Origin of the sequence: Stenotrophomonas sp. TWI587 (assembly GCF_039674145.1) — a bacterium.
GTDB lineage: Bacteria > Pseudomonadota > Gammaproteobacteria > Xanthomonadales > Xanthomonadaceae > Stenotrophomonas > Stenotrophomonas maltophilia_AY.
Map to the genome: position 1 here is coordinate 325,180 of NZ_JBDJMW010000002.1, position 14,832 is coordinate 340,011.

General features: G+C 68.7%; 8 protein-coding genes. 5 read left to right on the forward strand and 3 right to left on the reverse strand.

Translation table 11 applies throughout. The features are described from left to right. Positions 1-41: 41 nt before the first annotated feature. Entirely contained in the window at positions 42-893 is an 852-nt protein-coding gene (locus ABE464_RS04580) for an OmpA family protein (RefSeq protein WP_346470943.1), read from the forward strand. 198 nt (positions 894-1,091) lie between these two features. On the opposite strand, the gene ABE464_RS04585 is transcribed toward ABE464_RS04580, so the two are convergent. Both ABE464_RS04585 and ABE464_RS04590 read right to left on the reverse strand, forming a co-directional pair. Further along, positions 1,092-1,589 carry a fasciclin domain-containing protein gene (locus ABE464_RS04585; protein ID WP_346471127.1) on the reverse strand — a complete coding sequence of 166 codons (498 nt, stop codon included), beginning with the start codon at positions 1,587-1,589 and terminating at the stop codon, positions 1,092-1,094. Between the two features lie 182 nt (positions 1,590-1,771). Further along, positions 1,772-3,682, reverse strand: coding sequence for a DUF885 domain-containing protein (locus ABE464_RS04590; protein WP_346470944.1), 1,911 nt, complete (start codon positions 3,680-3,682; stop codon positions 1,772-1,774). Between the two features lie 426 nt (positions 3,683-4,108). On the opposite strand from ABE464_RS04590, the gene ABE464_RS04595 reads away from it, so the two are divergent. Genes ABE464_RS04595 through ABE464_RS04605 form a run of 3 tightly spaced genes read left to right on the forward strand, consistent with a single transcriptional unit; the run spans position 4,109 to position 7,988 of the window. Continuing rightward, positions 4,109-5,965: a TonB-dependent receptor gene (locus ABE464_RS04595; RefSeq protein ID WP_346470945.1), complete on the forward strand. Its 1,857-nt coding sequence runs from the start codon at positions 4,109-4,111 to the stop codon at positions 5,963-5,965. Between the two features lie 8 nt (positions 5,966-5,973). After that, positions 5,974-6,783 carry a TonB-dependent receptor gene (locus ABE464_RS04600; protein ID WP_346471128.1) on the forward strand — a complete coding sequence of 270 codons (810 nt, stop codon included), beginning with the start codon at positions 5,974-5,976 and terminating at the stop codon, positions 6,781-6,783. Next, complete coding sequence (locus tag ABE464_RS04605; RefSeq protein WP_346470946.1) at positions 6,780-7,988, forward strand: histidinol-phosphate transaminase; 1,209 nt, start codon at positions 6,780-6,782, stop codon at positions 7,986-7,988. The genes ABE464_RS04600 and ABE464_RS04605 overlap by 4 nt, the downstream gene beginning before the upstream one ends. Positions 7,989-8,006: 18 nt before the next feature. On the opposite strand, the gene ABE464_RS04610 is transcribed toward ABE464_RS04605, so the two are convergent. Next, complete coding sequence (locus ABE464_RS04610; protein ID WP_346470947.1) at positions 8,007-9,794, reverse strand: FAD-binding protein; 1,788 nt, start codon at positions 9,792-9,794, stop codon at positions 8,007-8,009. Between the two features lie 249 nt (positions 9,795-10,043). Here ABE464_RS04610 and ABE464_RS04615 point away from each other — a divergent pair, with 249 nt between their 5' ends. After that, a complete protein-coding gene (locus ABE464_RS04615; RefSeq protein WP_346470948.1) occupies positions 10,044-14,822 on the forward strand; it encodes an ATP-dependent helicase in 4,779 nt (1,592 codons plus the stop codon). Positions 14,823-14,832 lie beyond the last annotated feature (10 nt).

Consider the following 14,832-nt stretch of genomic DNA (forward strand, 5'->3'; position numbering starts at 1 on the left):
TGGACGCGTGGTCCGCATTCAACGCCTACAGGGGGAAGACCATGTCCACGCAACCCGGATTCACCGCCCAGCAGCCGCTGATGCGCTCACTGGGCCTGAGCCTGGCCGCACTGCTGCTGAGTGCCTGTGCCAGCCACGGCGACCCGCGTCCCGCATCGCCCGGCAAGGCCGTTGATGCCGACGCAGCCAACTTCCCGGATCCGGGCAAAGCCAGCTTGAAGGAGGGACTGTTCGTGGACGTCGACAACCTGCGCCTGTTCGCCCGTGGCATGAGCAAACGCCAGCTGTACGCACTGCTGGGCACGCCGCACTTCGGTGAGGGCATGTGGGGCGTGCGCGAATGGAATTACCTGTTCAACTTCCGCAGCAGCCCGGGCGGCGACTACTTCACCTGCCAGTTCAAGGTCGATTTCGACAGCAAGGGCATCGCCCAGGCGGCGCACTGGAAGCCGCAGGCCTGCGCGGCCGTGCTTGAACCGCCACGCCCACCCGCACCTGCTGCGCCTGCACCGATGCCCGCTGAGCCACTGCGCCTGTCCGCCGATGCGATGTTTGCCTTCGACAGTGCCGTGCTCACAACCGAAGGGCGCGACAACGTCACTGCACTGCTGCAGCAGGTGCGTGATGCCAGTCGGGTGCAGACCATCCAGGTGATCGGCTACACCGACCGGATCGGCAGCGACCGTTACAACCTCGTGCTGTCGCAGCGACGCGCTGAAGCGGTGCGCAATGCGCTGATCGCCGGCGGCGTGCCGGCAACGGCCATCGTCGCCGAAGGACGCGGCAAGGCAGACCCGCTGGTGCAGTGCGAGCAGACGCAGCGCCAAGCGTTGATTGTCTGCCTGGCACCCAATCGCCGTGTCGAACTATCGGGCAGGGCACTGCCGCGCTGACCTGCGGCGTCACGACAGACGACCGCATTCCCGCCCACCCCGTCGGCGCAAACGTGCGCCGGCGAGGGACCGTCTTGACCTGGCGCGCCGTTCGCACGGCGTGATGTCTCCCCCGTCATCGTTCTGAAGACGGCGCGCCAGGTCATCTTTTCCTCCCACCCGGAGCGGCCGCAGGCATGCTGCGGCCGCCGTATCCGGTTACGGCATCAGGACTTTGTTGATGACGTGGATCACGCCGTTGCTCTGCTTCACATCGGCAATAGTGACGTTGGCCACCTGACCCTTGCTGTCGGTCAGGGTGATGCCCTTGCCGACCACACGGGCCGTCAGCGCTTCACCTTCAACGGTGGTGAGGCTGGCTTTACCGCCGCCCTGCTTGATCTTGGCCACCAGGTCGGTGCTGGTGACCGCGCCCGGCACCACGTGATAGGTCAGGATCTTGGTCAGGTCGGCCTTCTTCTCAGGCTTCAGCAAGCCTTCCACCGTGCCCTTGGGAAGGGCGGCAAATGCCGCATTGGTCGGGGCAAACACCGTGAACGGGCCGGGGCCCTTGAGCGTCTCAACCAGGCCGGCTGCCTTGACCGCAGCCACCAAGGTGGTGTGGTCCTTCGAATTGACGGCGTTGTCGATGATGTCCTTGTTGGCGTACATCGCTGCGCCGCCCACCATCGGGTTGCTGTGCTGGGCGCCCATCATGGGGGCAGGGGCCTGCGCGAAGACGAGCGGGGATGCGGTAGCAGCAAGACAGCCGATCAGTACAAGGCCTGCAAACTGGATCTTCATGACCAAACTCCCAAATGGATGCGCCGGTATGACGCACCTTCAATTACGGCGGGAGTGGGGCGGCGGATGCAGTGCAATCCATTTATTTTTACCTGTCAGCGCTTGGTGATGGTGGCGTCCATGCCGCGCGAAGACGCCCCACCCGCTGCGATCCATGCCTCCACCGCCTGGGTGACCACCGTCATCGGCAGAGCCCCGTTGCCCAGGATCAGGTCGTGGAAGGCACGGATGTCGAAACGCTCGCCCAGTTCCCGACGTGCCTGCTCACGCAGTTCCAGCAGCCGCAGTTGGCCCATCTTGTAGGAGGCGGCCTGACCCGGCTGCACCAGGTAGCGGTAGACCTCGATGCGCACATCGGCCGGGGTCATGCCGGTCTTGTCCTGCATGTAGGCGATGGCCTGCTCGGGTGTCCACTGTTTGCGATGCAGGCCGGTGTCGACCACCAGCCGCACCGAGCGGAACATCTCGGCCTGCAGACGGCCCAGATCTCCGGCCGGGTCATCGCGGTACACACCGGTCTCGGCCATCAGCTGCTCGGCATACAGCGCCCAGCCTTCGCTGAAGGCACTCGGGTTGAGACTGCGGCGCAGCATCGGCAGATCGTTCAGGGTCTGGCCGATCGAAATCTGGAAGTGATGGCCCGGCGATCCCTCGTGATAGGTGAGGGTGGGAATGCTCCAGCGCGTATTGGAGGTGATGTCGCCCAGGTTGATGAAGAACGTACCCGGCCGCGAGCCGTCCATGGCCGGTGGGTAGTAGTAGCCGCCCGGTGAGGTGGCCTGCATGTGCGTGGGTACCGGCTGCACCAGCAGCTTCTGCGTCGGCAGATGGCCGAAGTAGGTTGGCAGGATCGGATCGAGAGCGCGCAGGCGCTGTTGGATATCGCCGATCAACTGCCTGCGGCCGGCGTCGCTGTCTGCGTAAAGGTAGCGTGGGTCCTTGCGCAGTTGCTCGATACGGGCGGCCACGCCGCCCTCGCGCAGGCCCAGCTGCGTCAGGCGTTCATCCATCGTCTTGTCCAGCCGGGCCACTTCGCGCAGCCCGATCTGGTGGATCGCATCGGCATCCAGATCGGTGCTGGTGTACCAGCGCAGTGCCGCGTCGTAGTACGCCTTGCCCTCCGGCAGCGCCCAGACGCCTTTGTTGCCGGGGTGGGTCGCCAGCGTGGCCTGCACGTTGTCGAGCAGGCGTTGGTAGCCCGGGTTCACCGCGTCACGCACCGCAGCGGTGGCCTGCGCGACCAGTTCCGCGCGCCGGGCCGTCGGGATCGACGGCACGTTGTCCAGCTTGCGCTGCAAGGACTGCACCCATAGGCTGTCCTGCGGCGCCGGCTTCAGCAGGGCACGGTACTGGTTGGCGGCGCCTTCCAGCGCCACCTCCGGCGGCACCACGCCCTGGCGGGCCTGCATGTCCACGTTCGCCCGGACCTGGTCCAGCTTGGTGCCCATCGCCTGCAGCCGTTCAATGTAGCGGCGGGCGCTCGTCTCGTCGGTTACCGCATGCTGGTTGTCCATGAACTGCGGCAGGTTGACCGGCAGGCTGAACAGCTGATCGATGGCGTAGGTGCTGCCGCCCACCGGCAACCAGGCCGCGGCCCATGGCACGGCCATCAGATCGATCTGGGTCTGGTAGAACCAGCGCGCCAGCCCGTCGCTGAGGCGTTGCTGCGGATCCAGCGGTGCGCCTTTCCATGCGCGGATCTGTGCCAGGTTGTCGACAAGAAAGCGGCGGTTGATCTCGCGCCGGGCCAGCGAGACGTCGGTCAGTTGGCCGGACAGATCACCGGCGGCATCGCCGCTGATCCCAAGCATCGTGCGCAGCTCCGGGTCGGCATTGATGGCCTCCATCGTCTGCGCATCGAGCAGCGCATTGAAACCGGCGGCAGCGGGCGCATCTGCCGTGGTCGGCGCCTGTGCATGTGCCCCAGCGGATGCAAGCGTGAGGGTCCCGGCGATGGCGAGTGCGAGCAGGGCGGGGAATCGGCGGGCGGGCGTGGTCGGAATCACAGGGCGATCTCCGTTGGCGGGCAGGCTGCGGGCAGGCTACGCCAGCACGTACGCCAGCGCACGTATCCGATCATCACGCGTGCGCAGCCGGCTGGATGCATCCTGCGTTCCAGTGCGTTGTCCGAGCACCGTTGGCTATGTGGATATGCCCGTTTGTAGGGGCGCTCTCCGTAAAAAGACAGTCCGCAGTGAATCAAATCAAGCACTTGATCGGTGGCGGCCCTGCACGCCATTCCACCCGCGCGGGGGCACGCCCCGCCGTGGATTGACGCTCTGCAACAAGTTTGCAACAAGTGCCTCCAGGTCACCTGGGGGAACCTGCCTTGCCTGCTCCGTACCTGCCACGGCGATGTCGCCGCTGACGTACCGCCTGCGCCGCCTCATCGTCTTCTTCGGGCGTAATGCCTGACCTCTGCGGAAACCACCATGAATCCTCGCGCCACCGTGCTGCGACGTCGCCGCCTGTCCGTCGCCGTGCTTGCCAGTCTGCTCACCGCCGTTCCGGTCCATGCTCAAACCGCAGCAAGTACGCCGGCGGTCACCCAGCTCGACCAGCTCACCGTCCTCGGCAACCGCACCCAGGCACGCACCGTGCTGGAGTCGCCGGTGCCGATCGATGTGCTGGGCGCGCAGGACATCCGCAGCAGTGGGTACACCGACATCAGCCAGATTCTGCAGTCGCTGCTGCCCTCGTTCAATTTCCCGCACCCGACCACGCCGGACGGCAACACCCACATCCGTTCGGCGACATTGCGCGGGCTCTCGCCGGATCAGACCCTGGTGCTGGTGAACGGCAAGCGCCGGCATGCCAGTGCCTGGGTCAACACCGGCGGCACGGTGGGCAAGGGCGCGGTCTCGACCGATCTCAATGCGATTCCGGTGAGTGCGATCGAGCGGATCGAAGTGCTGCGTGATGGCGCGTCAGCCCAGTACGGTTCCGATGCGATTGCCGGGGTGATCAACATCGTGCTGCGCGAGGATGCGGGCTTCGAAGGGCGGGTCAGCCGCGGCACCACCCGCGACGGCGGTGGTGGCACTACGGCCGTCGCCCTGGACACCGGCGTGGCCTTTGCCGACGGCGGCGGCCTGCACCTCACCTGGGATTATCGTGACCGCAAGGCCGCCAACCGCGCCTTGCCCGATACCCGGCAGCAGTACTTCGGGATCGGCCGCAACGGGGCGCCGGTGGCGCCATCGGGCACGTTCGGCTCCGGCACAGGACTGGCACCGATCGGCGGCGCGGCGTCGGGTGCCGTGGCCGACCCACGCGAAGCCACCCTCGACCGCGATGCCCTGTGGCGCTTCGCCGACTCGGCCGACACCGTGGAAAAAACCGTGTTCGGCAACCTGCGTAAACCGCTGGTCTGGGCGGAGGGGCTGGAGGCGTATGCGTTTGGTGGCTATGGGGTGAGCGAGGGCAGTTCCAATGCGTCCCTGCGCCGCGCCGGCCAGGTCGAAAACGTGCGGGCGATCTATCCGGACGGGTTTCTGCCGTGGGTGGATACGCAGAGCACCAACGCCTCGCTTGGCGCGGGCATCAAAGGCCTGCTGGGTGACTGGCATTGGGACCTGAGCAGCGTGTACGGCCGCAACAAGCTGGTTTACCGCACCCGCAACACGCTCAACGCCACACTGGGCGCGGACAGCCCGACAGCCTTCTACAACGGTGCGCTGGAGGCCTCGCAGTGGACCACCAATCTGGATGCCAACAACAGTATCGAGCTGGGTTGGCATGCGCCCCTGCGGCTGGCGATCGGGGCGGAGTTCCGCCGCGACACCTACGGCATCTCGCCCGGTGAACTGAACTCATACGTGTGGGGCCCGGCGCGCGTGCTTGATGGCCCCTCCGCCGGCGCCGTGCCCACGATCGGCTCGCAGGGGTTTGCCGGTATCCAGCCGGCCGATGCCGGCAATCATCACCGTCACAACGTCTCGGCCTATGCGGAAGCCGAAACCGACGTCACCGACCGCTTCCTGGTCTCGCTGGCCGGGCGCTGGGAGGACTACAGCGATTTCGGCAGCACGACCAATGGCAAACTCGCATTGCGCTACCAGCTCGACGGCGGTGTGGCGTTGCGCGCGTCGGTCAGCACCGGCTTCCATGCGCCTGCGCTGGCCCAGCAGTACTTCAGTTCGACCAGCAGCCGCACGCTCAACAACGCGGTGACCGGCGTGCCCGAGTACGTGCTGGTACGCACCGCGCCGGTGGATACGGTGGAGGCCCGTGCACTGGGGGCGCGCTCGCTGAGCCGGAGCAGGCCACCAACCTCACCGCTGGTCTGACCTGGGGTATTGGCGGGCTCAGCGCATCGCTGGATGTGTACCGGATCGACATCGATGACCGGATATTCCTTTCCAGCAACTTCGTCGATGCGGCCGGGTCGACCGCCATCCGCTCTTACCTGGCCGCCCTGGGCTCGCCGGGCGTGACCAGCGTGCGCTACTTCAGCAATGCCGCCGATACCCGTACCACCGGCGTGGACGCCTCGGCGCGCTACCGCTGGGAGCTGGCGGACTATGGCCGGCTCACTGCGACCGTCGCCTACAACCGCAACAAGACCGAGTTGACCCATGTCGCCTCGACCCCGGCGCAGCTCACCGTGCTCGGCGTGCGCACGCCGTTGTTCGATGTCACCGAGCGCACCCGCGTGGAGAAAGGCCAGCCGCGCGACAACCTGACGCTCGCGCTGGGCTGGGATGTCGGCCGCTGGGGCATCCACCTCGGCACGCACCGCTACGGTGAGATCGAAGGCGTGGCGGCAACCAACCAGGGCGCGGCCAATGTCGCCGCCTTTGCGCAGGGCTCGACCCGTTTCCGCACGCTGCCGACCGAAGCGGGTAGTGCTGGCAATGTCGACGTGATCCAGAAGCTGGAGGCGCGCTGGGTCACCGATCTGGACTTCGCCTTCCGCGCCACCGACACGGTCACCCTCGTGCTGGGCGCGAACAATCTGTTCAACACTTATCCGACGCGCAACATCGCGACCACCCCGCAGGTCTCCGGTGCGGATACCTTTGGCGTGTTCCCGTACAGCGAGCTGTCGCCGTTTGGCTGGAGTGGCACCTACTACTACGCGCGCCTGGAGACCCGTTTCCGATGACCCATCCTGCCCAACCATCCCCGCTGCCTGTCACATTGCCTGCCGATCCGCAGCGCCGCCTCTGGCTGCGCGCCGGGCTGGCCAGTGCCGCGGTGGCCGCGCTGGCACCGGTTGCAGGATCGGCCGCGCCGTCTGCGCCGACCTCGCCCGCGACCGCTCCGGGCATCACCACTGATCTGCTGCGGCTGGACCTCAACGAAAGCAGCTTCGGCCCCGCGCCGCAGGTCGGCCCCGCGGTGCAGCGCGCGCTCGTGGAGGCGCCACGCTATGTGAGTGCCGGCCAGCTGCAGGCCCTGCAGGTGCAGATCGCCACGCTGGAAGGGGTCACGCCTGCGCAGGTCATCGTCGGTGAAGTGCTGGAAGCACTCGGCCAGCATCTGGCGCTGAGCCAAGGGGCGGGCGACTTCGTCTACTCGGTGCCGGGCTATGGCGCCCTGGTGGATGCGGCAAAGCCGTTTGGCGGTCGGGCGGTGGAAGTGCCCTTGAACGCTCGTCTGGAGAATGATCTGCCTGCGCTGTTGGCCGCGATCGCACCCGACACGCGCGCGCTGTTCGTGGTCAACCCGCACAATCCCTCCGGCACGCTCAGCCCCGGGGCGGAGTTCGATCGTTTCGTGACCGCCGCGCAGGCGCGCACCCTCGTGATCGTGGACGAAGCCTATCTGGACTACCGGGAGGATGTCGCCGCCCTGAGCGCCGTGCGTCTGCTGCGGCAAGGCCAGAACGTGGTGGTGTTTCGTACGCTGGGCAAGATCCATGCGCTGGCCGGACTGCAGGTCGGCTACGCGCTGGTGCCGACGCAGCTGGCCGACGCATTGCGCCAGCGCGGCGTCGGCGGCGCCCACGCGCAGAACCAGCTGTCGCTGGCCGCTGCCTCGGCCGCGCTTGCCGATACCGGCCACGTGGCCCAGGTCCGGCGCACCGTGGCGGCCGAGCGGCAGCGCTGGCAGCAGCTGCTGGCCGAGCTGCGCCTGCGGTCCACCGAGGCAGCCGGCAATTTCGTGTTCGTCGACACGGGGCATCCGCACGCAGTCGTCGCCGCCGGGTTGCTGAAACAGGGCGTACGCATCGCCCGGGTGTTCGCCCCGTATGACACCTGGGTGCGGATCACCATCGGCGCGCCGGCGGAAAACCGGCGTGCGCAGCAGGCGTTGCGCAGCGTGCTGGGCCAGCCGGGCAAGGCCGGGGGCGACGTGGGGGCGTAGACGCTGCCCGTCGCGCCGTCAGCTGCCGACGCGCTCGAACCCGTCCGCGCTCCAGTCCTCGCTGCCCACGCCGTGATGGATCACGAACAGGCCCTGCGGATCGTAGCGGCGCTTGGCAGCCTGCAGCCGTGGATAGTTCGGCCCCCAGAACGCCTGCTGCCAGTCTTTCTGGAAGTAGTCGCTCTCCGAGACATAGGCCGGGGCAGACGGCGCCACCACGCTCAGTGCCTGGTACGCACGCGCCACGTTCAGCGCGCCCCGGCGTGCGCGGGGCTCATCCACGTTCAGGCCCAAGCCCGGATACACGGGTCCGCTGGCGTTGCCGATGATCGCCAGCGCGAAAGCATCGAGCACCGCCGGATGGGTGGCCGTATCGCGGCTGGCCGCCAGCGCCGCTGCCGGCGCACCGAACAAGCCTTTGTTGCAGTGCATACCGACATCCATGTGGTCCGCCGCTGCGCAGATTGCCGCGGCAGCCCGGTCACGCTGTGCATCGTCCAGCAGGGACGAGGGCAGCCACGCCGAGGCATAACCGTGCAGGAACCAGCCGACCTGGCCCTGGTCGCCCTTCCACAGCATGTGGCGGGAGGGCGCGCCCTCGCGGGTGTCCTCGGCGATCAGGCCAGGCGCATGCTGCCGGAAGAAATCCGCATCCCAGAAATCGCGGGCAGGCATTGCCAGCGCCTGCAGCGGCTCGATGATCGCATAGGCCGGCCGGGCGCGGACCCAGTCCAGGAAGGGCGCCCACGTCGCTTCGGCGGCGTCGCGCGACAGGCCTTGGAACACCATCGAGACTGACAGACGGCGCTCGTCCTTGAAGGTGAACTGTTCGCCCCAGTGCGGGTTGCACAGCGTGTCGCGGTAGAAGCGCAGCATCTCCGCCGCCAGGGCCTGCCAGCTTGCGTCGTCGCTGGCCTGGATCTGGCAGGACACGCCGCCGAAGGTGTCGGGCAGGGCATGGGTGCGCAGCGTCATCCGAGTGACGATCCCGAAACTTGCCGCGCAGCCGCCCTTCAAGGCCCAGAACAGGTCCGCGTCGTTGTCGGCGTTGACGATGCGGATCTGCCCGTCGGCGGTGACGATCTCGGCTTCGAGCAGACTGGCCGCAGCGGTGCCATGGGCCTTGGAGAAACTGCCGAAGCCACCGCCGGTGACCAGGCCGGTCACGCCCACCGAGGTGCAGCCACCGCCCTGGACGTAGCGCCCGCCGCGGGTGGTGACCGCGTCGTAGGCATCGATCCACATTGCCCCGGCGCCCACGCTGACCGCCGGCTGCGGTGCGGTGCCCGGGCGGGCGTTGTGGGCGACGAACGCATCGTGCAGCTCAACCTGGTTCATCGCGCGGGTCCAGACCAGCAGCGAATCCGGCGCGCAGGAGGTGCCGTGATAGCTGTGGCCGCCGCCTTTGACCACCAGCCGCAGGCGATGGGTGCGGGCGAAGTTCACCGCTGCGGCCACATCGGCGCTGTTGGCAGCGGCCACCGCCTTCGCACTGGGTACCGAACGCCACGCCCCGAAGTAGCCGCTGGTCTGGGTCAGGGCGGGCTGGTCGCCGATATAGAAGGGGTTCTGCAACTGCTCCAGTGCGGCGGCACGGGTGGCGGCATCGCCAAGGAAGGGTGACTGCGGTACCGACAGGCGACCGCCGACCGCACGGGCCAGCTGATCCCATTCGGCGGCGACGGGCCACCCCGCGCTGCCCGGTCGCACCCGTGCGCCATTGGCGGCGATGGCAGGGCCGGCCTTGAGCAGCATCGGCAGCAGCGGCAGGGCCAGACCGGCCTTGAGGCAATCGCGTCGTTTCATGAAGGTTCTTCCTGCGGCGGGCGTTGTGTTCGATGTCACTGAGTGTGGCCCCGGAGAGGCCTGCCGGCACTGGCCTGGGGCCGGATGTCGGGGGAGGAGGGACGAGTGGTGGCCAAGCGGGGGCGACCGGCGCCAAGCAGATGCCAGGCGTATCGGCGCGGTTGACGCATGCCCGACGCGGCATACCCTAGTCTGGTTCCCCTGCGCTCGCGGCCGACGCCCTTCGAGTGTCCCAACCCATCCGGATCCATGCCCACCCCGAACGATCTCCTTCCCGACGCACTGGCCAGCTTCACCCCGGCCACGCGTGACTGGTTCACGGCAGCCTTCACAGCGCCCACGCCAGTGCAGGATCACGCCTGGGCGGCGATCAGCGCTGGCCAGCACACGCTGGTCATCGCGCCGACCGGCTCGGGCAAGACCCTTGCCGCGTTCCTGCACGCGATCGACCAGCTGTTCCGCAGCGGAGCGCGATCGGGCGAGGCGCCGGTGGATGCGCCTACAACGAAGAGGCGCGGCACCGGCGTGCTGTACCTGTCACCGATCAAGGCGCTTGGCGCCGATGTCGAGCGCAACCTGCAGATCCCGTTGGAGGGCGTCAGTGCCGAGCGTGCGCGTCGTGGCGATCCAGCGGTCACCCTGTCCGTCGCGATCCGTACCGGTGATACCACCCCGGCGGAGCGGGCGCGGCTGCTGCGGCGTCCGCCCGACATCCTGATCACGACGCCCGAATCGCTGTTCCTGATGCTCACCTCACAGGCGCGCGAGACGTTGCGCGACGTGCATACCGTGATCATCGATGAGATCCACGCGGTGGCCGGCAGCAAGCGCGGCACCCACCTGGCGTTGAGCCTGGAGCGCTTGGATGCCCTGCTGCAGGTGCCCGCACAGCGCATCGGGCTCTCGGCCACGGTGCGCCCGGTGGAGGAGGTCGCGCGGTTCCTCGGCGGCGACCGCCCGGTCACCGTGGTCCATCCGCCTGCGCAGCGGGCGCTGGATGTCCGGATCGTGGTGCCGGTGGAGGACATGGCGGACATTCCGCCGCATCCCGGTGCGGTCGATGCACCGCCGTCTTCCGCGCGGCTCGGCTCGATCTGGCCGCATGTGGAGGCCAGCATCCTGGACCAGGTGCTGGCGCGGCGTTCGACGATCGTGTTCGCCAACTCACGGGGCGTGGCCGAAAAGCTGACTGCCCGGTTGAATGAACTGCATGCGGACCGTGTCGCCCGTGGCCAGCTCCCGGCATCGGCGCCAACGGCTGCGCCCGCGCCCGAGCACTATGGGTCATTCAATGGTGGCACCACAGGGCGTGCGGCCGGCGCGGAAGCGCTGATCGCCCGCTCGCACCATGGCTCCGTCTCCAAGGAACAGCGCCGTGAGATCGAACAGGCGCTCAAGTCCGGTGAGCTGCGCTGTGTCGTGGCCACCTCCAGCCTGGAGCTGGGCATCGACATGGGGCTGGTCGATCTGGTGATCCAGGTCGCCGCGCCGCCTTCGGTCGCCAGCGCGCTGCAGCGGGTGGGGCGGGCCAGCCATCAGGTCGGGGGCATCTCCACCGGCCTGGTCTACCCGCGCACGCGGCGCGATCTGATCGATGCGTCCGTGGCGGTGGAGCGCATGCTGGCTGGTGAGATCGAAGCCATCGATCCGCCGCGCAACCCGCTGGACGTGCTGGCCCAGCAGACGGTGGCCGCTGCCGCGATGGATACGCTGGACGTGGAGGCGTGGTATGCGCGCGTGCGCCGCGCGGCGCCCTACCGCTCGCTGCCCCGCAACGCATTCGATGCCACGTTGGACATGCTGGCCGGGCGCTATCCCTCCGATGATTTCGCCGGCTTCCGGCCGCGGCTGGTCTGGAACCGCGACACCGGCGAACTGAGTGCCCGGCCAGGTGCGAAGCAGTTGGCCGTTACCAGCGGGGGCACCATCCCGGACCGCGGCATGTTCAGCGTGATCCTGCCCGAAGGTGAGGAGCGCGCCGGTTCGCGCCGGGTCGGGGAGCTCGATGAGGAGATGGTCCACGAATCGCGGGTCAACGATGTGATCACGCTGGGCGCCAGCTCCTGGCGGATTGAACAGATCACCCACGATCAGGTCGTGGTGACCCCGGCGCCGGGGCGCTCGGCGCGCTTGCCGTTCTGGCGGGGCGAGGGCGTCGGCCGGCCGGCGGAGCTGGGTGAGGCGGTCGGCGCCTTCATCGGCGCGCTGGATGCTGCCGCGGCCGAAGCGGGCCCGTCGCCCGCACTGCGCGACCGCCTGCAGGCGGCCGGATTGGCGGACAACGCCATCACCAACATCGCCGGCCTGCTGGCCGAACAGCGCGAGGCCACCGGCCTGCTGCCCACCGATCGCACCCTGGTGCTGGAGCGCTGCCGCGACGAGGCGGGTGATTGGCGGCTGATGCTGCATTCGCCCTATGGGCGCCGGGTGCACGATCCGTGGGCGCTGGCGGTGGCCGCGCGCATCCGCGAACGCTGGGGTGTGGATCCGGCGGTGGTGGCCAGCGACGACGGCATCATCGCGCGGCTGCCCGACGCGCAAGGGCGCTTGCCGGGCGCGGAGCTGTTCCTGTTCGAGCCGGCGCGGCTGCGCAGTGAGGTCACGCGCGCCGTGGGCGGCTCGGCCCTGTTTGCCGCGCGCTTCCGCGAATGTGCCGCACGCGCGCTGTTGCTGCCACGGCGCACGCCGGGCCGCCGCTCACCGCTGTGGCAGCAGCGCCTGCGGGCCGGTGAGCTGCTGGCCATCGCCCAGGCGTATCCAGAGTTCCCCATCCTGATCGAGACCGCCCGTGAGTGCCTGCAGGACGTCTATGATCTCGATGCACTGAATGCGCTGATGCAGCGGCTGGCCCAGGGCCGCGTGGTGATCGCCGACGTCACCACCGAGGTGCCATCGCCCTTCGCGGCGAACCTGCTGTTCGGCTATGTGGCCGAGTTCATGTACGGCACCGATGTACCGCTGGCCGAACGCCGCGCCTCGGTCCTCTCGCTCGACAGCGGTCTGCTCGGCGATCTGCTTGGCCAGGTCGATCTGGGCGAACTGCTCGACGCCGCCGTGGTGGAGCAGGTGGACCGCGAGCTGCAGCGCCTGGCGCCCGACCGTCGCGCGCACGGTAAAGAAGGGATCGCGGACCTGCTGAGGGAGCTGGGGCCGCTCACCGATGACGCGCTTGCGCTACGGCTCGTGGAGGACGATTCCGCTGGCGATCTGGCCTCACTCACCGCCGAGCGGCGTGCGATCCAGGTCCGGATCGCCGGCCGCGTACATTGGGCCGCCATCGAGGATGCTGCGCGTCTGCGTGATGCCTTGGGCGTCCCCCTTCCGCCGGGCGTGCCGGCCGCCTTCCTGCAGGCCTCGTCGGACCCGCTGGGCGAGCTGCTGGGTCGGTACGCGCGGACCCATGCGCCGTTCACCACCGCACAGGTGGCCGCCGCGTTCGGATTGGGCGTGGCGGTGGCTGATGCCGCACTGGCGCAGCTGGAAGTCCAGGGCAAGCTGCTCAAAGGCAGCTTCGGCGTGTCCCGCCGCGACGCGGAGCCGGTCGACGCCGCTGCCGAACCGGCGCCATTGGCACGCCATGAATGGGTGGGCGAGGCGGTGTTTCGTCGGCTGCGGGTGCGCTCGCTGCAGCAGGCACGCGAGGCGACCCGGCCAGTCACACGCGCCACCTATGTCTTGCTTTTGCAGGAGCGCCATGGGTTGCTCGCCGACGCCGAGCAGGCCGCACGTGGCATCACGACCCGCGGTCCAGGCGCACTGGAAGGCATCGACGGCGTGCTGCGCGTGGTGGAACTGCTGGCCGGGGTGGCGCTGCCGGCCTCGATCTGGGAACAGCAGGTGCTGCCGGCACGCGTGGTCGACTACGCACCGGCCTTGCTCGATGAGCTGCTCGCGACCGGTACCGTGGTCTGGGCCGGGCACGGGCGGCTTGGCGAGGAGGATGGCCTGGTGTCGCTGCACCTGCAGGACGTCGCCGCCGAGACGCTGCCTGCTCTCCCGGCCGCGGCCGAGTTGTCGCCGCTGCAGGAGGCACTGCTGCAGGTCCTGGCCGACGGCGGTGCGTATTTCGCGCGGCAGCTGGTCACCGCGATCGGCAGTCATTGGGCCCGTGCCGGGCGTCCGGCGATCGACATCACCGCCGAACAGTTGCATGTCGCGCTGTGGGACCTGGCCTGGTCGGGCTATCTGACTACCGATCTGTGGGCGCCGCTGCGCGGCATACACGCGACCCGCGCGCCACGGCCGCGGGTGGCGCGTGCATCACGACGCAGCCGGGGCTTCCGTGGCATTCCCATGCACGACACCCCCTTGGCGGACGGCACACCGACGGTGATCGCCAGCTTCGCCGCGCCCGCCCTGGCCGGGCGCTGGTCACTGCTGCAACGCGAAGTGATCAGCGATACGGTACGCGCGGTGGCCCTGGCCGACGGTCTGCTGGACCGGCATGGCATCGTGACCCGTGGTGCGGCCATGTCCGAAGGAATCGCTGGCGGCTTCCCGGCACTGCAGCAGGTGTATCGCGGCATGGAGGATGCCGGGCGTGTACTCCGCGGCCGTTTCGTGGACGGGCTGGGCGGTGCGCAGTTCGCCGATAGGCTGATCGTGGATCACCTGCGCGGGATCGCCGATGCCCTGCGCCCCGAGGCTGTGGCGGTCGCTGTCGGGGTGTCCGCAGTGGACCCGGCCAATCCGTTCGGCACCGTGCTGCCCTGGCCGGTGCACGGCTCTGCGGTCCGGCCGGTGCGACGTGCCGGCGCCGTGGTGGTGATCGGTGGTGGGCGTCTGTTGATGTACCTGGGCCAGGGGGGGCGCCAGCTGCTGACGTTCTTCGATGCGGACGATGTGTCCCTGGCTGGCACGACAGCTGCCGCGGCGAAGGCGCTGGCCGGCGCACTGCGGCGGGGCCGGCGCACCTCGTTCACCGTGGAACTGATCGACGATGCGCCGGCGCGACGCGATGGCCTGATGGACGCGCTCCGGGCCGCCGGGTTCTCCAGCGCGCCCAAAGGCATCAGCTGGGAGGGATGAGCAGGGGGAG

What these genes read in the sequence shown, in the direction of transcription:
- ABE464_RS04585 (WP_346471127.1), bottom strand. Translation starts at nt 1,589, where the DNA reads ATGATGGGCGCCCAGCACAGCAACCCGATGGTGGGCGGCGCAGCGATG.
- ABE464_RS04615 (WP_346470948.1), top strand. Translation starts at nt 10,044, where the DNA reads ATGCCCACCCCGAACGATCTCCTTCCCGACGCACTGGCCAGCTTCACC.
- ABE464_RS04580 (WP_346470943.1), top strand. Translation starts at nt 42, where the DNA reads ATGTCCACGCAACCCGGATTCACCGCCCAGCAGCCGCTGATGCGCTCA.
- ABE464_RS04610 (WP_346470947.1), bottom strand. Translation starts at nt 9,794, where the DNA reads ATGAAACGACGCGATTGCCTCAAGGCCGGTCTGGCCCTGCCGCTGCTG.
- ABE464_RS04605 (WP_346470946.1), top strand. Translation starts at nt 6,780, where the DNA reads ATGACCCATCCTGCCCAACCATCCCCGCTGCCTGTCACATTGCCTGCC.
- ABE464_RS04595 (WP_346470945.1), top strand. Translation starts at nt 4,109, where the DNA reads ATGAATCCTCGCGCCACCGTGCTGCGACGTCGCCGCCTGTCCGTCGCC.